Origin of the sequence: Klebsiella sp. RHBSTW-00215 (assembly GCF_014103785.1) — a bacterium.
Lineage (GTDB): Bacteria > Pseudomonadota > Gammaproteobacteria > Enterobacterales > Enterobacteriaceae > Klebsiella.
Window position 1 is genome coordinate 4,954,653 of the sequence record NZ_JABXQS010000001.1, and the last position, 20,667, is coordinate 4,975,319.

General features: G+C 51.6%; 21 protein-coding genes and 3 tRNA genes. 16 read left to right on the forward strand and 8 right to left on the reverse strand.

Going from position 1 to position 20,667, the window contains the following annotated elements; genetic code table 11:
• Window position 1 precedes the first annotated feature (1 nt).
• A complete protein-coding gene (locus tag HV127_RS23650) occupies window positions 2–292 on the reverse strand; it encodes a DUF1289 domain-containing protein (RefSeq protein ID WP_182240796.1) in 291 nt (96 codons plus the stop codon).
• Window positions 293–383: 91 nt separating this feature from the next.
• On the opposite strand from HV127_RS23650, the gene HV127_RS23655 reads away from it, so the two are divergent.
• From HV127_RS23655 to rnt, 4 genes are all read left to right on the forward strand, one after another.
• Window positions 384–983 carry a TetR/AcrR family transcriptional regulator gene (locus HV127_RS23655; protein ID WP_112214407.1) on the forward strand — a complete coding sequence of 200 codons (600 nt, stop codon included), beginning with the start codon at window positions 384–386 and terminating at the stop codon, window positions 981–983.
• Window positions 984–1,036: 53 nt separating this feature from the next.
• Window positions 1,037–2,134: an alkene reductase gene (locus HV127_RS23660; protein ID WP_182239193.1), complete on the forward strand. Its 1,098-nt coding sequence runs from the start codon at window positions 1,037–1,039 to the stop codon at window positions 2,132–2,134.
• An 84-nt stretch (window positions 2,135–2,218) separates the two neighbouring features.
• The gene (gloA, locus tag HV127_RS23665; RefSeq protein ID WP_112214409.1) at window positions 2,219–2,626 is read left to right on the forward strand and encodes a lactoylglutathione lyase; all 408 of its coding nucleotides are present in this window, start codon (window positions 2,219–2,221) and stop codon (window positions 2,624–2,626) included.
• A gap of 111 nt (window positions 2,627–2,737) precedes the next feature.
• Window positions 2,738–3,382 carry a ribonuclease T gene (gene rnt / locus HV127_RS23670; RefSeq protein WP_182239195.1) on the forward strand — a complete coding sequence of 215 codons (645 nt, stop codon included), beginning with the start codon at window positions 2,738–2,740 and terminating at the stop codon, window positions 3,380–3,382.
• Window positions 3,383–3,436: 54 nt separating this feature from the next.
• On the opposite strand, the gene HV127_RS23675 is transcribed toward rnt, so the two are convergent.
• Window positions 3,437–3,784: a Grx4 family monothiol glutaredoxin gene (locus HV127_RS23675; protein ID WP_110273973.1), complete on the reverse strand. Its 348-nt coding sequence runs from the start codon at window positions 3,782–3,784 to the stop codon at window positions 3,437–3,439.
• A gap of 339 nt (window positions 3,785–4,123) precedes the next feature.
• Between HV127_RS23675 and HV127_RS23680 the strand changes: the two genes are divergently transcribed.
• Window positions 4,124–5,008 (forward strand): C40 family peptidase, encoded by an 885-nt coding sequence (locus tag HV127_RS23680; protein ID WP_182239197.1) that lies wholly within the window; start codon window positions 4,124–4,126, stop codon window positions 5,006–5,008.
• Between the two features lie 121 nt (window positions 5,009–5,129).
• A complete protein-coding gene (gene sodB / locus HV127_RS23685) occupies window positions 5,130–5,711 on the forward strand; it encodes a superoxide dismutase [Fe] (protein ID WP_004102696.1) in 582 nt (193 codons plus the stop codon).
• Window positions 5,712–5,788: 77 nt separating this feature from the next.
• Here the strand turns inward: sodB and HV127_RS23690 are convergent, their stop codons facing one another.
• Both HV127_RS23690 and HV127_RS23695 read right to left on the reverse strand, forming a co-directional pair.
• The gene (locus tag HV127_RS23690) at window positions 5,789–6,955 is read right to left on the reverse strand and encodes an MFS transporter (RefSeq protein WP_182239199.1); all 1,167 of its coding nucleotides are present in this window, start codon (window positions 6,953–6,955) and stop codon (window positions 5,789–5,791) included.
• A gap of 167 nt (window positions 6,956–7,122) precedes the next feature.
• Window positions 7,123–7,212, reverse strand: coding sequence for a YnhF family membrane protein (locus tag HV127_RS23695; RefSeq protein ID WP_110273969.1), 90 nt, complete (start codon window positions 7,210–7,212; stop codon window positions 7,123–7,125).
• 296 nt (window positions 7,213–7,508) lie between these two features.
• On the opposite strand from HV127_RS23695, the gene purR reads away from it, so the two are divergent.
• Window positions 7,509–8,534, forward strand: a complete 1,026-nt coding sequence (purR, locus tag HV127_RS23700; protein WP_110273968.1) for an HTH-type transcriptional repressor PurR — start codon at window positions 7,509–7,511, stop codon at window positions 8,532–8,534.
• A gap of 18 nt (window positions 8,535–8,552) precedes the next feature.
• Here the strand turns inward: purR and punR are convergent, their stop codons facing one another.
• Window positions 8,553–9,464, reverse strand: coding sequence for a DNA-binding transcriptional activator PunR (punR, locus tag HV127_RS23705; protein WP_182239201.1), 912 nt, complete (start codon window positions 9,462–9,464; stop codon window positions 8,553–8,555).
• A gap of 121 nt (window positions 9,465–9,585) precedes the next feature.
• Between punR and punC the strand changes: the two genes are divergently transcribed.
• On the forward strand, window positions 9,586–10,770 hold the full coding sequence (gene punC, locus HV127_RS23710; RefSeq protein WP_181486406.1) for a purine nucleoside transporter PunC: 1,185 nt from the start codon (window positions 9,586–9,588) through the stop codon (window positions 10,768–10,770).
• Window positions 10,771–11,068: 298 nt separating this feature from the next.
• The gene (gene cfa, locus HV127_RS23715; RefSeq protein ID WP_182239203.1) at window positions 11,069–12,217 is read left to right on the forward strand and encodes a cyclopropane fatty acyl phospholipid synthase; all 1,149 of its coding nucleotides are present in this window, start codon (window positions 11,069–11,071) and stop codon (window positions 12,215–12,217) included.
• 122 nt (window positions 12,218–12,339) lie between these two features.
• Here cfa and HV127_RS23720 read toward each other — a convergent pair whose 3' ends face one another.
• Window positions 12,340–12,975: a riboflavin synthase subunit alpha gene (locus HV127_RS23720; RefSeq protein ID WP_142513954.1), complete on the reverse strand. Its 636-nt coding sequence runs from the start codon at window positions 12,973–12,975 to the stop codon at window positions 12,340–12,342.
• A 231-nt stretch (window positions 12,976–13,206) separates the two neighbouring features.
• On the opposite strand from HV127_RS23720, the gene mdtK reads away from it, so the two are divergent.
• From mdtK to HV127_RS23740, 4 genes are all read left to right on the forward strand, one after another.
• Window positions 13,207–14,580 (forward strand): MdtK family multidrug efflux MATE transporter, encoded by a 1,374-nt coding sequence (mdtK, locus tag HV127_RS23725; protein ID WP_182239205.1) that lies wholly within the window; start codon window positions 13,207–13,209, stop codon window positions 14,578–14,580.
• A 397-nt stretch (window positions 14,581–14,977) separates the two neighbouring features.
• Window positions 14,978–15,054 (forward strand) — tRNA-Val (locus HV127_RS23730).
• 4 nt (window positions 15,055–15,058) lie between these two features.
• Window positions 15,059–15,135, forward strand: a tRNA-Val gene (locus HV127_RS23735).
• Window positions 15,136–15,139: 4 nt separating this feature from the next.
• A tRNA-Val gene (locus HV127_RS23740) sits at window positions 15,140–15,216 on the forward strand.
• Window positions 15,217–15,375: 159 nt separating this feature from the next.
• On the opposite strand, the gene HV127_RS23745 is transcribed toward HV127_RS23740, so the two are convergent.
• Window positions 15,376–15,753: a RidA family protein gene (locus HV127_RS23745; RefSeq protein ID WP_182239207.1), complete on the reverse strand. Its 378-nt coding sequence runs from the start codon at window positions 15,751–15,753 to the stop codon at window positions 15,376–15,378.
• A 63-nt stretch (window positions 15,754–15,816) separates the two neighbouring features.
• The gene (locus tag HV127_RS23750; protein ID WP_181486137.1) at window positions 15,817–16,308 is read right to left on the reverse strand and encodes a GNAT family N-acetyltransferase; all 492 of its coding nucleotides are present in this window, start codon (window positions 16,306–16,308) and stop codon (window positions 15,817–15,819) included.
• Between the two features lie 190 nt (window positions 16,309–16,498).
• Here HV127_RS23750 and HV127_RS23755 point away from each other — a divergent pair, with 190 nt between their 5' ends.
• The 3 genes from HV127_RS23755 to HV127_RS23765 are packed head-to-tail and all read left to right on the forward strand — an operon-like array spanning window position 16,499 to window position 20,612.
• Window positions 16,499–17,497, forward strand: coding sequence for a LacI family DNA-binding transcriptional regulator (locus HV127_RS23755; protein WP_182239209.1), 999 nt, complete (start codon window positions 16,499–16,501; stop codon window positions 17,495–17,497).
• 45 nt (window positions 17,498–17,542) lie between these two features.
• Window positions 17,543–19,207 (forward strand): alpha-glucosidase, encoded by a 1,665-nt coding sequence (locus tag HV127_RS23760; protein WP_182239211.1) that lies wholly within the window; start codon window positions 17,543–17,545, stop codon window positions 19,205–19,207.
• Window positions 19,208–19,214: 7 nt separating this feature from the next.
• Window positions 19,215–20,612, forward strand: coding sequence for a PTS transporter subunit EIIC (locus HV127_RS23765; RefSeq protein WP_182239213.1), 1,398 nt, complete (start codon window positions 19,215–19,217; stop codon window positions 20,610–20,612).
• The last annotated feature ends 55 nt before the right edge of the window (window positions 20,613–20,667 follow it).

Genomic DNA, 20,667 nt, shown 5'->3' on the forward strand with positions numbered 1-20,667 from the left:
CTTAAAACAGTGAGGGTTGCTGCGGTTCTTCCGCACTATCCTGTTTGGTTGCGCGTAATTTGCGCAGCCAGCGTTGCCGACATAGACGCAATACGTCCTGCTTTTGCACATCGCTCATTTTTTGCCAGTTAAAACGCTCATCACGGCTGCGCAGGCAACCCCGACAGTAGCCGCGTTCATCTGACTGACAAATCCCCCGGCACGGACTTTGTACCGGAAAGAACTCCAGTTGTTCAGCCACTTCGCCTCTCCTGCCATCTTTCTCTTTCTTTATTGAAGACGTTTCACTCATCATTCGCAAATTTTGTTCACCAGCCTCTGCGCCAGGCGGCATTTTTAATAATCGCTTGCATTAGACCAATCGGTCTATTACAGTGAGCCCCATGAACAAGCACAGTGAATGCACTACCCGCGAACATATCCTGGTCACCGGCGAGCAGCTCTGCATGCAGCGGGGCTTTACCGGTATGGGCCTGAGCGAATTATTGAAAACAGCAGAAGTGCCGAAAGGTTCTTTCTACCACTACTTCCGCTCAAAAGAAGCGTATGGCGTGGCCCTGCTTGAATATCATTACGCCGGATATCTTCAGCGCCTGGTCGAGCATTTCGACCACGGCGAGGGCAACTATCGCGACCGTCTGCTGGCCTACTACCAGCATACGCTGACCCAGTTTTGCCAACAGGGTATTATCAGCGGTTGTCTGACGGTGAAGCTGTCGGCAGAAGTGTGCGATCTGTCGGAAGACATGCGTACTGCGATGGATAAAGGCGCCAGCCAGATTATCGTTCTGCTGGGTGATGCCCTGGAGAAAGGCCGTCAGGAAGGCAGTCTGATGTTCGCTGGCGATGCGTTGACTCTGTCCCAGGTGCTTTACTCTCTGTGGCTGGGGGCCAATTTGCAGGCCAAGATTACCCGTAGCGCAACGCCGCTGGAAAGCGCCCTTGCCCACGCTAAAAATATTATTGCTGCGCCTGCCGTTTAACAGGCGTTTTTATTTAACCAGTTTCAAGACGACCGGTCTACTCAGGAGTCATTATGTCAGAATCTAAGTTGTTTACCCCATTGAAAGTCGGTGCGGTCACCGTACCTAACCGCGTATTCATGGCTCCGCTGACGCGTCTGCGTAGCATTGAACCAGGCGATATTCCGACCCCTCTGATGGGCGAATACTACCGTCAACGCGCCAGCTCCGGCTTGATTATTTCCGAAGCTACGCAGATCTCCGCTCAGGCGAAAGGCTATGCTGGCGCCCCTGGCCTGCACAGTCCGGAACAGATTGCGGCGTGGACGAAAATCACCGCTGGTGTACATGCCGAAAACGGTCACATTGCCGTTCAGTTGTGGCACACCGGACGCATTTCTCATAACAGCATCCAGCCTGGCGGCCAGGCACCGGTTGCGCCATCAGCGATTAGCGCCGGTACCCGTACTTCGCTGCGCGATGAGCACGGCCACGCGATTCGCGTTGATACCTCTATGCCACGCGCACTTGAAATCGATGAGATCCCCGGGATCGTTGATGATTTCCGTCAGGCGGTCGGTAACGCTCGCGATGCCGGTTTTGACCTTGTCGAACTGCACTCCGCGCACGGTTACCTGCTGCACCAGTTCCTTTCCCCGACCTCTAACCATCGTACCGACCAGTACGGCGGCAGCGTTGAAAATCGCGCGCGTCTGGTTCTGGAAGTTGTTGATGCGGTGAGCAAAGAGTGGAGCGCCGACCGTATCGGTATTCGCGTCTCGCCAATCGGTAGCTTCCAGAACGTCGACAACGGGCCGGATGAAGAAGCCGATGCGCTGTATCTGATTGAAGAGCTGGCTAAACGCGGTATTGCCTACCTGCATATGTCCGAACCGGACTGGGCAGGCGGCCAACCGTATAGCGATGAATTCCGCCAGAAAGTGCGCGACCGTTTCCCTGGCGCAATTATCGGTGCAGGCGCGTATACGGTAGAAAAAGCCAATGACCTGATCGGCAAAGGCCTGATTGATGCCGTCGCTTTTGGTCGGGACTATATCGCCAACCCGGATCTGGTTACGCGTTTACAGAAAAAAGTCGCACTGAATGAACAGCGCCCGGAAAGCTTCTACGGCGGCGGCGCGGAAGGCTATACCGATTATCCTACTCTGTAATCCCTCCATTGCATTGATAGCGGCGGGTTATCGCCGCTATACTTAACGCTCTGATGTATCAAAATAAACTGCATAGGGGACATTATGCGCTTACTTCACACCATGCTGCGCGTTGGCGATCTGCAACGTTCGATTGAGTTTTACACCAACGTGCTGGGCATGAAGTTGCTGCGTACCAGCGAAAACACTGAGTACAAATACTCACTGGCATTCGTGGGTTACGGCGAAGAAAGCGATACCGCCGTTATCGAGCTGACCTACAACTGGGGCGTTGATAAATACGATCTCGGCAGCGCCTACGGCCACATCGCGCTAAGCGTTGATAACGCGGCGCAAGCCTGTGAACGTATTCGCCAGAACGGCGGCAACGTGACGCGTGAAGCGGGTCCGGTCAAAGGCGGCACCACGGTTATCGCTTTTGTCGAAGATCCGGATGGTTACAAAATTGAACTGATTGAAGAGAAAGATGCCGGCAAAGGCCTCGGCAACTAATCTGCTTCGGGCGTCCATCGGCGGCGCCCGCTGTTTTATCCCCCTTCCTGCTGCAAGCGGTGGCAAAATTTGCCATAATGCGCGCTACTTTTTTCCAGCTAAGAGAATCTGATGTCCGAGAACGCTCAACTTAATGGTCTGTGCGACCGTTTTCGCGGTTTCTATCCTGTGGTAATTGATGTTGAAACTGCGGGATTTAATGCCAAAACCGACGCCCTGCTGGAGATCGCCGCTATTACGTTGAAAATGGATGAGCAAGGCTGGCTGATGCCGGACGAAACGCTGCATTTTCATGTTGAACCTTTCGAGGGTGCCAACCTGCAGCCTGAAGCTCTGGCCTTTAACGGGATTAACCCGAACGATCCTGAGCGCGGCGCGGTGAGCGAATATGACGCCCTGCACGCGATTTTCAAAATGATCCGCAAAGGGATGAAAGAGAGCGATTGTAGCCGTGCCATTATGGTCGCCCATAACGCCACATTCGATCATGGTTTTACCATGGCGGCTGCCGAGCGGGCGGGCCTGAAGCGTAACCCTTTCCACCCGTTCGTGACATTCGATACGGCGGCACTAAGCGGGCTTGCGCTCGGTCAGACGGTGTTGTCGAAGGCCTGCATCGCCGCGGGTATGGCATTTGATGGCACCCAGGCGCACTCGGCGCTTTACGATACCGAACAAACCGCGCAGCTGTTTTGCGAAATCGTCAATCGTTGGAAACGACTTGGCGGCTGGCCGTTACCAGTAGCCGAAGAATAGTAGAGACAAAAAAAGCGACTCCACCAGAAGTCGCTTTTTTATTGGCAGCAAAAATTACTCTGCTTTCGGCTCGTCAGTCTTGTACTTAGCGGCCGTTTCTTTGATCAACGTTTGCAGTTCGCCGCGCTGATACATCTCAATAATGATGTCGCAACCGCCAACCAGTTCGCCATCAACCCACAGTTGCGGGAAAGTCGGCCAGTTTGCGTATTTCGGCAGCTCTGCGCGGATGTCCGGGTTCTGCAGAATGTCGACGTAAGCAAAACGTTCGCCACAGGCAGACAGCGCCTGCACGGCCTGGGCGGAGAAGCCGCAGCTTGGCAGTTTCGGGGATCCTTTCATGTACAGCAGGATTGGGTTTTCAGCGATTTGATGTTGGATTTTTTCTAAAGTCGTGCTCATTGTCTTGCTTCCTTAAACTTCTCTACGGCAGTAATTTGTCATTGTAGCGTCCTGAACGCAGGACCGATAATAACATTTTTGTCACTCTTCACATTTTATCTTCTGTGCCCAGAAGTTGCCTCAAAAATATCATTTTATCGTCTGACGCAAGAGTGCGTTGCTCATTTTTCATGCGACATGGTTATTGTCTGACGTATTTTTTTGCAATCGTTAACCAAACGACACTTTAGATACAAAAGAATATTAACTCTCAGGGTTTTTATGCTTTAGAATCGATGCGGTTTGTCATTCATCGTCAGGCATCTGTATATGTCTGTAATTTAATCAGGGGATTGCTCAGTGGCGCGTCTTAACAAAATCGCGATTTCGCTCTGTGCATTACTTATTACGTCGATCTCATTTACGCCGCTGGCGCATGCTTCCGGGCATACGCACGCTTCGGCTACGCCAAAAGCGCACCCGGCCAAAGGCACTACCGCAGAGCGTAAGAAAAAAGCAGCCAGTTCCAAAAGTAAGACCACCGCTAAAACCTCCAGCAAGAAAACATCGACCGCCAGCCGCGCAAAAGCCCCTACCCGCACAACCGCCTCAAGCCAAACCGCGCTTAACCGTCAGGTTGGCGGTGCAAGCAAAAAATGCGTATTGCGCAAAGGCTACAAAAAGCAGTGCGCTAGCTCGACAAAATCGGTAGCAGAAAGCAAAGTCGCCAGAGCAAGCGTGCAGAAAAAGTGCGTCGTGCGCAAAGGCTATAAAACCCGCTGTAAACCTGTTGCTGATGAGCCTCAGTTGACCATCGCCGATGCGCATAAAGCTCGAGTACAAAAGGCGCAAAGCACCGCCATGTCGAAGTTAATGGATCAGATTGGCAAACCTTATCGCTGGGGCGGTACTTCGCCGCGAACCGGGTTTGATTGCAGCGGTCTGGTCTATTATGCCTATAAAGATCTGGTAAAAATTCACATCCCGCGTACCGCTAATGAAATGTATCATCTGCGCGATGCCCGCCCGGTCGATCGCGGTGAGCTGCAAAGCGGTGATTTAGTCTTCTTCCGCACCCGTGGGCGCGGTACCGCCGATCACGTTGGTGTCTATGTCGGCAACGGTAAATTTATCCAGTCTCCGCGCACCGGTCGCGATATTCAGATAACCTCGCTGAGTGAAGATTACTGGGAACGCCATTACGTTGGCGCACGCCGCGTCATGACGCCAAAAACCATTCGCTAATTCTGCCTCGTCGCTTCTGCGGCGGGGTAACACTCTCTTTTGCCACATCTTTTAATTTGCTACTATTACCTTGCGTAATACATGGTTATTGCGCGTACTAACTATAAAAAGGAGAGTAGCAATGTCGTTCGAATTACCTGCATTACCATATGCAAAAGACGCCCTCGCGCCGCACATTTCCGCAGAAACCCTGGAATACCATTACGGTAAACACCACCAGGCCTATGTCACCAATCTCAACAACCTGATCAAAGGCACCGCGTTTGAAGGCAAGACCTTAGAAGAGATCGTTCGCTCTTCCGATGGCGGCGTTTTTAACAACGCAGCTCAGGTCTGGAACCACACCTTCTACTGGAACTGCCTGGCACCAAACGCTGGCGGCGAACCTGAAGGTGAACTGGCGGCCGCTATCGCTAAATCCTTCGGCAGCTTTGCTGATTTCAAAGCAAAATTCACCGACGCGGCAGCGAAAAACTTTGGTGCTGGCTGGACCTGGCTTGTGAAAAATGCTGATGGTAGCCTGGCGATTGTTTCCACCAGCAACGCCGGTACGCCGCTGACCAGCGACGCAACCCCGCTGCTGACCGTGGATGTCTGGGAACACGCTTACTACATCGACTACCGTAATGCGCGTCCGAACTATCTGGAACACTTCTGGGCGCTGGTGAACTGGAAATTTGTGGCGGCCAATCTGGCGGCATAAAAGCAAACCGCAGAAGGATTGCGCCTTCTGCGGTTATTTTTCACTTCACTCACAATTCACATACTATTCATAAACGATTAGTGGTTAGCAAAAGCCTCTTCCGGCTGCGACCGACCGCTGAAAAACACCAGCAGTAGCGCAACACCCGCAATGATCGCCCCCATCACTGGGACGAATGCATAGCCCAGCCCACCAGATATCACCGCACCACCGGCGGCTGCGCCTAACGCGTTACCGAGGTTGAAAGCGCCGATATTAACCGATGATGACAGCCCGGGAGCTTCGTGAGCCACGCGCATCACGCGCATCTGCAATGGCGGAACTACCGCAAAAGTCGCGGCACCCCAGACAACCATACTTATAGCCGCACCAATTTGTGACTGGGCCAGCAGTGGGATCGCCAGCATGATCACCATCAACAGCAGCAGAAAGCCCTTCAACGTCCCGGAAACCGAGCGGTCGGCAAACTTACCGCCAAGGTAGTTACCCAGCGAGAAGCCTACGCCAATCAGTACCAGCATCGCGGTCACAAACAGTGGCGATGCGTTAGTGATGCTGTGCAGGACCGGTGATATATAGGTATAAAGCGTAAACATCGCCCCTGCCCCCAGAACGGTGGTCAGCAGCGCTGACAGCACCTGCGGGCGCATCAGTACTGAAAGTTCCTGCTTAACATCAGGCCGCTCACCCGCGCTTCCTTTTGGCAGGGAAAACCACAGGCTGACCATCGCCACCACGCCGAGACCCGCCGTTGCAAGGAACGACATTCGCCAGCCGATAGTTTCCCCCAACCAGGTCGCCGCCGGAACGCCGCCAATGTTGGCAATTGTCAGCCCCATAAACATGGTCGCCACGGCGCTGGCCTGCTTATGCTTCGGCACTACGCTCGCCGCCACCACCGAGCCGAGCCCAAAAAAAGCGCCGTGATTGAGGCTGGTGATAATGCGCGACAGCAGTAGCGTGGTGTAATCCGGTGCAATTGAAGAGAGCACGTTACCAAGAGTAAAAATCGCCATCAGGAAAATCAGCGCATTTCTGCGCGCGCGGTGCGAAAGCAACAGAGTCATCAGCGGCGCGCCAACCATCACCCCAATGGCATAGGCACTAATAAGCATTCCCGCAGCCGGAATAGAGACATCCACGCCTTTGGCGATAACCGGTAATAGCCCCATCGGGGAGAACTCGGTAGTACCGATACCGAAGGCACCGATCGCCAGAGCGAGCAGGGGAAAGTTGATTTTCATTCAATGACTCCATCGGGCCGTCTTCAGCGACGGCATCTCATCAGAAGCCAAAAGCATGACATCAATCACAGAAAAACAAAAGTAAACGAAATGGCAAAAGATTTTTGCGAAATTGATAATAATGGCGGAAAAAGAAAAGGGAGAACGATGTCTCCCTCATATTGGAATTAGTGCAGTATGGCGGTCAGCCCTGCGGCGACAATCAAACCCAGAACAATAATCGTCGTTGTCAGCGAAAACTTTAAATCTGTATCCATCAATTTTTCCCCTTGATTATCCCCACATGAAAAGTGAGCTTGCTCATTTTTACATAGATTAGCGCAAATATCTTCCGAGATTTAGAGGGATGCACATTTTTGTTCTTCCCCTTTGCCCCAAGATCGGACAAAATCCCACGCTAATTTGAAAGCGTATCGGCCATTGACCCCTTCCTGTCGTTCTGTGTCGTTTTCCCGACGTGATGCAATGTTCAATTTTGGCATCAGGGTGTGTACAGGCAAACGTTTACGTACCGATTAACGGGCGATCAGGTCAAGGTCTGGAGTGAGAAGTAATGGCAACTATTAAAGATGTAGCGAAGCGCGCAAACGTTTCCACTACAACAGTATCACATGTAATTAACAAAACGCGTTTCGTTGCGGAAGAGACGCGCAACGCTGTGTGGGCTGCGATTAAAGAACTGCACTACTCCCCCAGCGCCGTTGCTCGCAGCCTGAAGGTTAATCACACCAAGTCTATCGGATTGCTGGCGACCAGCAGCGAAGCGGCCTATTTTGCCGAAATTATCGAATCCGTTGAGAAAAGTTGCTTCCAGAAGGGCTATACCCTGATTCTCGGCAACGCATGGAACGATCCGGAGAAACAGCGCGCCTACCTGTCAATGATGGCGCAGAAGCGCGTGGACGGCCTGCTGGTGATGTGTTCTGAGTATCCTGAGTCGGTACTGAGCATGCTGGAAGAATATCGCCATATTCCGATGGTCGTGATGGACTGGGGTGAAGCAAAAGCCGACTTCACCGACTCGGTTATCGATAACGCCTTCGAAGGGGGTTATATCGCCGGGCGCTATCTGGTGGAACGCGGTCATCGCGAAATTGGCGTGATCCCCGGCCCGCTTGAGCGGAACACCGGTGCCGGCCGCCTGGCCGGCTTTATGAAAGCGATGGAAGAAGCGCAGATCAACGTTCCTGAAAACTGGGTCGTGCAAGGTGATTTCGAGCCGGAATCCGGCTACCGCGCGATGCAGCAAATCCTCAGCCAACACCATCGCCCGACGGCGATTTTCTGCGGCGGGGATATCATGGCGATGGGCGCTATTTGTGCAGCAGATGAAATGGGTCTGCGCGTGCCGCAGGATATTTCGCTGATCGGTTATGACAATGTGCGCAACGCCCGCTACTTCAGCCCAGCGCTGACCACCATCCATCAGCCAAAAGATTCTCTGGGCGAAGCGGCCTTCAACATGCTGCTGGACCGCATCGTCAACAAGCGCGAAATATCCCAGTCTATTGAAGTACATCCGCGTCTGGTCGAACGTCGATCCGTGGCTGACGGCCCGTTTGTCGATTATCGCCGTTAATTCTCCTCGCGGCGCCGGCTATTCCGGCGCCCGCAGCCACTCCCTGTTCAGCGTTTCACTGTCGCCAAGGTAATCCAGCAGCCACATCAGCGCCGGTGAAGCATCGCTTTGTTGCCACGTCAGGCAGCAGGCCGCATCAGGGAATGGGTTTTTCAGTGCCAGCGCCGTCCATTCTCCGCTATCAATTCGCGGCTGTGCAAAATGCTTTGGCACCATGCCAACACACAACCCTGCGCTGAGGCAGGTCGCGGAAGCGTCCCAGTCCGGCACCACCACCCTCTTCTGATTATCCAGCAGCCACGTCGTGCGTTTCGGTAGCGAGCGCGAAGTATCTTCCCGTACCAGCGACGGCCAGTTGCGCAACACATCGTCGCTTAACGGGCCGTCTATTTTCGCCAAAGGATGATCGCTGGCCACCACGCAATCCCAACTCAGCATCCCCATATCGCGAAACGCATAGCGCCCACCGACGGGAATAGAGCGCGTCGCGCCGATAGCTAATTCCACGCGGCCATCAGCTAACGCATCCCAGACGCCGTTGAATACCTCCTGAAAGACAATCAGTTCAACGTCATCAAAATGCCGATAAAAATCAACGATCATTTGCCGCATGCGCGCCGGTTTGACAATGTCATCAACGGCAATGGATAGCTGACCGCGCCAACCGTTGGCTATCTGCTGGCACTGCTGACGAGTGATCTGCATTTTTTTGATAACAGAGCGCCCTTCCTGCAAAAACCAGACCCCAGCCGGGGTTAATTCGACATCGCGGTGACGACGTTCAAAGAGCGGAACCGCCAGCCACTCTTCCAACTGACGCACGGTATAACTCACCGCTGAAGGTACGCGGTGTAGCTCCTGCGCCGCTGCGCTAAAACTGCCGTTACGCGCCACAGCATCAACCACCTCAAGTGAGTATTCTGACCACATATTCTGCCTACAAAATTTTTGAATCCACCTGACAAATATTAGCGTTTCACAAGCCCGAATGCACTCCCTACACTCTGCCGCACCGTACCTGCATTAATAACAAGAGAATTTTATGCAACAATTGCAACAACCTGGGAAAGGATTTTTAGTCTGGCTGGCCGGGCTCAGCGTGCTCGGCTTTCTGGCCACCGATATGTATCTGCCGGCTTTCGCCGCGATCCAACAAGATCTCAACACTTCAGCGGCTTCAGTCAGCGCCAGCCTGAGCTTGTTCCTGGCAGGCTTTGCCATTGGACAGCTTTTTTGGGGGCCGCTCTCCGACCGTTACGGACGCAAGCCGGTACTGCTAAGCGGCCTGGCCATTTTCGCTATCGGCTGTCTGGGGATGCTTTGGGTGCAAGATGCCACGCTGATGCTGGCGCTGCGCTTCATTCAGGCGATTGGCGTTTGCGCCGCCGCCGTGACCTGGCAAGCGATGGTGACCGATTACTACCCAGCCCATCGCACAAACCGTATTTTTGCCGCCATTATGCCGCTGGTGGGCTTGTCTCCAGCATTGGCGCCGCTGCTCGGCAGCTGGCTGCTGGTTCATTTCGAATGGCAGGCTATTTTCGCCGTTCTGTTCGCGATAACCCTGTTGCTCATGCTGCCGGCCTTGCGCCTGAAAGCGGCGAAAAAGACGGTTGTCGGCACCCAGCAGAAGCTGACTTTCCTTGCCCTGCTACGCTCGCGCGAATACAGCGGCAACGTGCTGATTTATGCCGCCTGCTCCGCCAGCTTTTTCGCATGGTTGACCGGCTCGCCATTTATTCTTCACGAGATGGGGTACAGCCCGACCGTTATCGGCCTGAGCTACGTTCCGCAAACTATCGCGTTTCTGGTTGGCGGTTACGGCTGCCGTGCGGCTTTACAAAAATGGTCAGGGCAGCAGATCCTGCCGTGGCTGCTGGTGATTTTCTCCATCAGCGTTGCCGCTACCTGGCTGGTAGGTTTGCAGGCTAACGCCACGCTTGTCGGATTAATGATTCCGTTCTGTGCAATGGCGGTGGTAAATGGCGGTATTTATCCTATCGTCGTTGCTCAGGCGCTGAAGCCGTTCCCGCAGGCGACCGGTCGCGCCGCAGCTTTGCAAAATACCTTACAGTTGGGTCTTTGCTTTATCGCCAGCTTGCTGGTTTCTACGCTGATAGCGACACCGCTGCAAACCACCACCAGCGTGATGCTTATCTCCATTGTGCTGGCCGGTATCGGTTACCGTATGCAGTACAAGGCCACCGCGCTGGCAACAGAATCGTCACATGCTTAAGGTAATCTTCAGATAGTGTTAAGGTCCAGTAATTAGCTTGCTAACATATTTTTATTGAAAGCCTGTTTTTAGCGGCCTATACTGGATCCGGCATCACATAAATAGAAAGATTAATTGATTTAACGGGAGCAGGATGCGTCCCGTTTCTCCATGGAAGGCCTTTCGGCAAGGGTTATCTCCCTTCCTCTGTTCTACGTCGGATAGCAGCCTCACGGATTGTCCGTGAGATTTCTCACAAAGCCAGAAAAGCGTCTACGCTGTTTTAAGGTTCTGATCACTTGGGCGTGATGGAGAAGCTATGAGTTCATCGTGTATAGAAGAAGTAAGCGTACCAAATGATGATTGGTACCGGATTGTCGCTGAATTATTAGGCCGTGCGGGCATCGAAATTAACGGTCCTGCACCCTCCGATCTGCGGATTAAAAACCCCCTCTTTTTTAAGCGCGTTTTACAAGAAGGGTCGCTGGGATTGGGAGAGAGCTATATGGACGGCTGGTGGGATTGCGAGCGGCTGGATTTATTTTTCCACAAGGTCTTACGCGCCGGACTGGAAAATCAACTTCCCCACCATTTTAAAGATACCCTCCGCATCGCGGGCGCTCGCTTATTCAATCTGCAAAGTAAAAAAAGGTCCTGGATAGTCGGCAAAGAACATTACGACTTAGGTAACGATCTTTTTAGCCGCATGCTCGACCCTTTTATGCAATATTCCTGCGGATACTGGAAAGATGCGCAGAATCTGGAAGATGCACAGCAGGCAAAATTAGATCTGATCTGTCAAAAGCTGCAGCTTGAACCCGGAATGCGGGTACTGGATATTGGCTGCGGCTGGGGTGGTCTGGCTTACTATATGGCTAAAAACTACCAGGTCAGCGTTGTTGGCGTCACTATTTCAGCCGAACAGCAAAAGATGGCCCAGCAGCGTTGTGAAGGGCTGGACGTAACAATTCTGCTTCAGGACTATCGAGATTTGCATGATAGTTTTGACCGCATTGTTTCCGTTGGTATGTTTGAACACGTCGGGCCTAAAAATTACGACACCTATTTTGACGTGGTGGATCGTAATTTAAAAGCTGACGGTCGTTTCCTGCTGCACACAATCGGCTCGAAAAAAACCGACCATAGCGTCGACCCGTGGATTAATAAATATATCTTCCCCAACGGTTGTCTGCCGTCGGTACGCCACATCGCACAGGCCAGTGAAACGCATTTCGTGATGGAAGATTGGCATAATTTCGGTGCCGATTATGACACCACGCTAATGGCATGGTATGAGCGTTTCCTCAATAGCTGGCCGGAAATCGCTGACAACTATTCGGAAAGATTCAAACGTATGTTTAGCTATTACCTGAATGCCTGTGCAGGTGCTTTTCGCGCCCGCGATATTCAGCTTTGGCAAGTGGTTTTTTCTCGCGGTGTCGAACACGGCCTGCGCGTGGCTCGCTAATCGCTGTCCCTCCTGCGCCGCTGGCGCAGGGATTTCTTTTTTACTCACCGCGACGGCAGTAAAAATTTGATTTCAATGATCTAAAACGACAGCCGGCCACGTCAACCGGGCTGTCGAATAAATTACTCCGCCGCCGCTTTCAGCGCGGCGTCTTTTGCTGCCAACACGCGCTCAACGGTATCAATGACCGCCTGAGTCTGCGGATCAATCTCAATATTGACCCGGTCGCCCAGTTTTTTCGCGCCAAGCGTTGTACGTTGTAGCGTCTCGGGAATCAAATGCACGCAAAAACGTGTTGGCGTCACTTCACCCACGGTGAGGCTAATCCCATCAACACCGATATATCCTTTATAGAGGATATATTTCATCAGCGTTGGGTCCTGGACCTTAAACCAAATCTGGCGATTATTTTCCGATGTTAGAATTTTCACCACTTCCGCAGTAGTCATAATATGACCGGACATCAGGTGACCGCCAATTTCATCGCTGAATTTTGCCGCCCGCTCAACGTTCACACAATCGCCTTCACGGATCGCGCCCAGGTTAGTTATACGCAGCGTCTCTTTCATCAGGTCAAAACTCACCCGCGGGCCGTTAATTTCGGTGACGGTCAAACAACAGCCATTGTGCGCCACTGACGCCCCGGTTTCGAGCCCCGCAAGCATATGCTCAGGCAACTCCACCACATGGGTACGAAAATTGGGTTTTTCGTCTATGGACACCACCTTCGCGGTCCCCTGCACAATACCGGTAAACATATTTTGCTCCTGTATAAATTCGTGACGGTATCATTACCGTTTTAGGCTATGCGGAACAATAACAGGTGGCAAAACAGGTTGCCAGCGCACAACGTGCACTGGGATTTTTTCACTGGCTAAATGGCTAATCCTCGTTACAATAGTCTGGCAAATCCCTCTGCTTTTTTCTTCTTGCTGCCATATTGGGCGGCTTTTTTAGTCTTAAAATAACAACAAGATAAAGGTGTTCACGTGCAGAAGTACTTTATTGAAGCGCGTCAGTTATTAGCACTGGCTATACCCGTTATTCTGGCTCAGGTTGCCCAGACCTCTATGGGCTTCGTCGATACCGTTATGGCAGGCGGCTATAGCGCCACAGATATGGCGGCGGTCGCCATTGGTACCTCGATTTGGTTACCGGCGATCCTCTTCGGCCACGGTCTGCTGCTGGCCCTGACTCCGGTCATTGCCCAATTGAATGGTTCTGGTCGTCGCGACCGCATTGCCCATCAGGTACGCCAGGGATTCTGGCTGGCGGGCTTCGTCTCTGTTCTGGTGATGGTTGTGCTGTGGAACGCCGGTTACATCATCAGTTCGATGCATAACATCGACCCGGCGCTGGCAGATAAAGCCGTTGGCTATCTGCGCGCGCTGCTGTGGGGCACTCCGGGCTATCTCTTCTTCCAGGTCGCACGTAACCAGTGCGAAGGCCTGGCAAAAACCAAACCTGGAATGGTCATGGGGTTTATCGGCCTGCTGGTCAACATTCCGGTTAACTACATCTTTATCTACGGTCACTTCGGGATGCCGGAGCTTGGCGGCGTTGGCTGCGGCGTCGCAACAGCTTCGGTTTACTGGGTGATGTTTTTCAGCATGATCTCCTGGGTTCGCCGGGCACGCTCAATGCGTGATATTCGCAGCCCAGAGCCGTTCAGCAAACCAGATTTCGAAGTCATCAAGCGACTGGTACAACTGGGTCTGCCGATTGCGCTGGCGCTGTTTTTTGAAGTGACCCTGTTCGCCGTCGTCGCGCTGCTGGTATCCCCTCTGGGCATTGTCGACGTGGCCGGACACCAGATAGCCCTTAACTTCAGCTCGCTGATGTTCGTTCTGCCTCTGTCTCTCGCGGCGGCAGTGACCATTCGCGTAGGCTTCCGCCTTGGTCAGGGCTCAACCCTGGAAGCGCAAACGTCAGCCAGAACCGGCGTTGGCGTCGGGGTGTGCATGGCGGTCATCACGGCAGTTTTTACTGTCCTGATGCGTAAGCAAATCGCGCTGTTGTATAACGACAACCCTGAGGTCATCACGCTGGCTTCCCAGTTGATGCTATTAGCCGCGATCTACCAGATTTCCGACTCGATTCAGGTCATTGGCAGCGGGATCCTGCGTGGCTATAAAGACACGCGTTCCATCTTCTTTATCACCTTTACCGCATACTGGGTGCTGGGGCTGCCAAGCGGCTATCTGCTGGCATTAACCGATATTGTGGTTCCGCGCATGGGCCCTGCAGGCTTCTGGTGCGGATTTATTATCGGTTTAACCTCTGCGGCCATCATGATGATGCTGCGTATGCGCTTTTTGCAACGTCAGCCTTCCAGCGTGATTTTGCAGCGCGCAGCGCGCTAATCCGATCTATACCCAAAATAATTCAAGTTGCTTAAAGGCGGCAAGAGAGTGAGTCCCCAGGAGCATAGATAACTATGCGACTGGGGCGAGCGACAAATCTGCCGGGAGCAGATTTGAACGTCGCGTGCGACGGCCAGTCAGGGCGAGGCCCATGGATGGGCCGAGTAATCCGTAGCCAACACATAAGCAGCTTGAAGTATGACGGGTATATGACAACGGCGCTGATTGAGCGCCATTGTCCGTAATCGACGAAGAAATCTTCTTTTGCATCAGTAAAATATAAGCAACATGGATAAAACTTCTGCGATCGCGTGAAATCTGGAAGAAAAGTGACGTTTGCCTCTTGCCACAACCCCTCCCTGTCGCTAATATGCGTCCCCGTTGCCACTGCAACATTGCGTTCATAGCTCAGTTGGTTAGAGCACCACCTTGACATGGTGGGGGTCGTTGGTTCGAGTCCAATTGAACGCACCATAATGCGTTTATAGCTCAGTTGGTTAGAGCACCACCTTGACATGGTGGGGGTCGTTGGTTCGAGTCCAATTAAACGCACCATAATGCGTCTGTAGCTCAGTTGGTTAGAGCACCACCTTGACATGGTGGGGGTCGATGGTTCGAGTCCATTCAGACGCACCATTTTATTTTCCGGTTGTTCCCTCTCTTCTTCATCCCGATTTTACTTCAGTATTCTCATCATCGTGCCTGACAAAACCGATTGATTCGTCAGTTTGCCTCTACATTCGGCAAAAGCCTATCAAGCCAAACGGCTATTGCCGTCCGGCGATAAGCAATAAGTCAGAGGCCGAATACAGTCTCAATTTCTATCTTAAGATCGGGTGAAAAAAGGCGGCTAACTTCAACCAGAGAACTGGCAGGCAAGTTGGCGCCGTAATGTCGGTACAGCACTTCACGCAACTCGTCGATCTCTTCAAAAGAAGTAATGAATATGGTCACCTTAATCAGGGCTGAAAAATCCGTGCCTTCGGCGCTGGCGATTTTTCCGATCTGGCTGAAGATCTCTTCAGCCTGTCCGGCAATGCCTGAACGCTGCGCAACCGTGCCAAACGCGGTCAGCCCTGAAATATAGAGCGTGTTACCATGCCTTACTGAGTGGACATAGGGAGCCTTAACCTCACCCAATTGCGGATAATTCTTCCGTTCTATCATACCCATACTGACTTCCTTATTGAGGGGAACCAGCCCCCCTGTTGCGGCTTAACGTCTGCGTAGTTTCTTTTACAGCTCCATCATCATCTCATGCCAGGCCATGCCGCCATGATCGGACTCAGAAGGTTTGATATAGCGGTAGCCAAAATGCGCGTAAAGATCGACATGCCGGTCTTTGCACATTAAATGGATAGTTTGCTTGTTCATGGCTTTCATGCGAGAGACAAATTCGCGCATCATGAGCGATGAATAGCCTTGCCCCTGAAAATCTGGATCTAACACCACCGACATAATGACCACATTTGGTGCCGCGGGGTCGTGCCCAATAAGCTCTTTGAACTCTTCATCCGACATCACCACGTCCCAGGCGCAGCCCGCATTGATAAATCCAATCACTTCGCCGTCCAGTTCCATGCACATAAAACCTTCCGGGTAACGATTAATACGGGTGGCGATTTTTTCCCGGGTCGCGGCCTCATCGCCTTCATAGGCGGTGATTTCTATCGTATAGCAGCGATCAACATCGGCGGGCGTCGCCTGGCGAAAGATGGGTGTAGACATCGTTTTTCCTTTTCATCATCCATTTTGTGACCCACATAATACACCTTTTAAGTCGCCCTCACGCACGCGGATAAGCTTCTTGCACCCTGCAATTTTATTGTGAATCAGATCATATTTTCTAAAAATACGGTTGACTTAGATGACGTCCAAAAATATTTTACACCCATGTGATATCGATTTCATAAAAACCATGGCAACCATAAAAGACGTAGCGGAAAAAGCAGGCTTATCAGTAACGACGGTTTCTCGTTTCCTGAACAATCATCCTTATATCTCTGAAGATAAAAAGGAAAAAATCCTCGCGGCGATGAAGGCGTTGGATTATGAGCCGAGCACCGTCGCACAGCAGATGCGCGGCGTGAAAACCCACCGGATTGGCATACTGATCTCACGGATAACCAACCCCTATTTTGCCAGCCTGGTCGATGCCCTTGAGGTGACCGCACGCAAGCATGGCTATTCAGTACTGATCGTGCAAAACCATGACAGCGCAGGGGAAGAGGAAAGCTGTCTCGATCTGCTGAAGAAAAAGATTATTGATGGTCTTATTTTATGTGCCGTTGAGAACGATAAAAACGTCATCGAGCAATATCAGAAATATGGCCCTATTCTGCTGTGCAACACCAGCATTGATGACACCAGCCTGCCGGTTGTTAAGGTGGATGATGAACTGGCAACCTACAATGCGGTCAGCTGGCTGCTCAACAAAGGTTATCAAAAAATCGCCTACTCTACGGGCGGGAGCTTTGAGCAAAAAGGGCACGGTAGCAGACGCAACCGTGGCTTTATTACCGCTATGCAAAGCGCACATCAGCCAATTCACGATCATCTTATTTTCCGCCATCTTCATACTTACCGCGACGGGCGGCATCTGGCTGAGCAAATCCTGAAAATGGATAAATGCGAGCGCCCTGATGCTATTTTTACTGGTAGCGATGAAGTTGCCTGCGGATTGATTTCCGCGCTTTCAGCCAAAGGGGTCAGCATTCCCGGTGAACTGGCGGTTATGGGCTTTGATAATTTACCCATTGCCGAGATGATCCCTATTCCGCTAACCACCATCAGCCAGCCCATTGAACAGCTAGGCCGAATTTCCGTAGAGCGCCTGCTGGCAATGATTAACCACGCTCAATATCGCTATGACGAAGAAGATTTGCAGTCTGAATTAATCATCAGGACATCCGCTTAATTTTTTTATCGCAATATGGTATCGATATCATACCAAGGAGAAGCTATGAACCAGCCGCAACAGACCGAATGGTGGAAAGAATCCGTTATTTATCAGGTTTACCCAAAAAGCTTTTATGACAGTAATAACGACGGTATCGGCGATATCAAAGGTATTATTGCCAAACTGCCTTATCTCAAGAAATTAGGTATTACCATGATTTGGGTCTCGCCCTTTTATCAGTCACCGATGGCGGACAATGGTTATGATATTGCCGACTACTATGCGGTGAACCCTGATTTGGGCCAAATGCAGGATGTTGACGACCTGATCAAGCAGGCGTCAGAAATGGGAATACAGGTAATGATCGACCTGGTGGTCAACCACACCAGCGACGAACATCCCTGGTTCCAGGCGGCCCTTGCTGACCCTCAATCAAAATATCGTGATTACTACATTTTCAAACCCGCCGTTGCGGGGGGCGCGCCGAATAACTGGCGCTCCATCTTCGGCGGCAGCGCATGGGAAAAAGTTGCGGGCGAAGAGATCTGGTATCTTCACGTTTTCCATAAAAAACAGCCGGACCTGAACTGGGAAAATCCTCAACTGCGTGAGGAAATCTACTCCATGGTCAACTGGTGGCTGGATAAAGGCATTGCCGGGTTTCGTATTGACGCAATTACGTTTATTAAAAAAGATCAGGACTACGGTTCTTTGCCTGCCGATGGCGTTGATGGCCTGGCGTCCATCAAAAGTAAATCACGTAATCGACCCGGGATTGAGCAATTTCTCAATGAGCTGAAAGAAAAAACGTTCAACCGCCACCGCTGCGTAACCGTGGGCGAAGCGCCGGGCGTCCCTCTGGATGAGTACGACAGCTATATTGGCCCCAATGGCTACTTCAATATGATCTTTGATTTCCACGCTGCGGATATCGATGTCGAAAACGGTTCAGAGTGGTTTAAACAGCGCGACTGGCGTATTGGCGAATTCAGAGAAGCGCTGTTTGCCAGCCAGCGGGCATTTTGCCAGACCGGCTGGGGAACGACGTTTATTGAAAACCATGACCAGCCGCGCGCGTTGTCAAAACTCATCCGCGACGTTGAGTATCAAAACTCGATCGGCGCCAAGGCGCTGGCCGGTATGTACTTTTTCATGCAGGGAACGCCGTTTATTTACCAGGGCCAGGAGCTGGGGATGAAAAACTTCCAGCGCACGAGCATTGATGAATTTGATGATATTTCAAGCCTGGATAACTACCATCGTTCTCTGGCGGAAGGTTTTACCTGCGAACAGGCTTTAGGCTTTATCAACCAGCGCTCAAGGGATAACTCACGAACCCCCTTCCCGTGGTCCGATGGCGTTAATGCTGGCTTTAACCTGGGCGCGAAGCCCTGGCTGCCTTTCTCCGCACCTGACTTTAGCGTCAATGCGCAAAGCCAGGCTGCTGATGAACATTCCGTTTTCTCTTTTTATCAAACGATGATCGACTTAAGAAATAAGCGCTACCCGCAAGCGCTTATCTACGGTTCATTCGCGGCGATTGAAAACGTAGACGACAGCATCGTGGCCTATGAACGGAAAACGGACACCCAACGCTTTGTCTCTATCACTAATTTAAGTGCCCAACACCTGCCTTTTACGCTTCCGGCGGGCGAAGTGATCCTCAATAATTACGCCAATATTGGCGCAACCCTGCAACCCTATCAGACCATTCTCGTGAAGGAATGAGTTAAAGATGAACAAATATAAAAATATTGCCATCGAAATTGTTAATACCATTGGCAAGGAAAACATTGCCTCCGCGACGCACTGCGCCACTCGCTTACGTTTGCAGGTGAAAGATCGGCAAAAAATTGATGATGAAAAAATCCGCAACATCAGCGAAGTGAAAGGCGTTTTTTATAATTCGGGTCAGTATCAGATAATCCTTGGTACCGGCATTGTGAATAAAGTCTACCAGGAGTTCGTTAACGAATATCAGGTCGCCGAAGTCAGCAAAGATGAGATGACGAAGCAAAGCACGGGGCGCTTACAGCGAGGGATACGCAATTTATCCGACGTCTTTGTGCCGATAGTACCGGTGCTCGGGGCAACCGGTCTGTTCCTTGGCCTGAAGGGCGTTATCTTTAATGACACGGTGCAGGCCTGGTTTGGCGGCAGCGTCGCGGATATTCCCGTGGCCCTGCAAACGCTGACCACGGTGCTTTGCGATACCGCCTTTGCCTTTCTTGCGGCATTTATCTGCTGGTCGGCGTTTAAGAAGTTTGGCGGAACGCCGATTATCGGCTTTTTGATCGGCCTGATGCTGGTCTCCCCCGCACTACCGAACGCCTACGACGTAGCGTATGGCAACAGCAGCCCTATTTATGTTTTTGGCTTTATTCCGCTGGTGGGTTATCAGGGGTCGATTCTGACCGCGCTCATCACCGGTATTATTGGCGCGAAACTGGAAATATTTTTCCGCCGGGTGATGCCTAATTCTATGGATCTTATTTTTACACCCTTTATTGTCATTCTGATCGCGGTCGCCATCGCCTTATTAATTCTAGGGCCGCTGGTACATGGTTTTGAACATTATGCGATAATGGCCATCCAGCAATTTTTGACATTACCGGCGGGTATTGGCGGATTGTTAATTGGTTTTATCTATCCGATTGCGGTGATGACCGGGATGCATCATATGTTCATTATGATTGAAACTTCGCTGATTGCGGGTACTGGCTTCAATCCATTAATTACCGTTTGCGCGATGTACGGTTTTGCCAACGCCGCCGTGTGTCTGGCTATTTCGTTAAAATCCAAAAATGTCGCGTTTAAAACCGCGGGTATTTCTGCCACTATTACCCAGCTACTCGGCGTTTCTGAACCCGCGTTGTTCGGGATTGTAATGCAGTCCGGACTCCGCGCAATTATCGTAATGTTAACCAGCTCTGCGCTGGGTGGAATGGTCCTCTCTTTACTGTCGATAAAAGCCAACTCTTACGGCCTGGCGGTTCTGCTGTCGCCATTAATGTATTTGTATGACCGTTATCAGTTTATTTCCTATATTAGCGTCGGAGTCGCCGTATTTATCTTCGCCTTCATAATGACGTCCGTTTTTGTCAATGCGAATAAAACCACGAAAAAGTCTTAGGGGATAACAAAGCCCAATTATTAATTTAACAAGCAGTTAAATAATCCATTTTCAA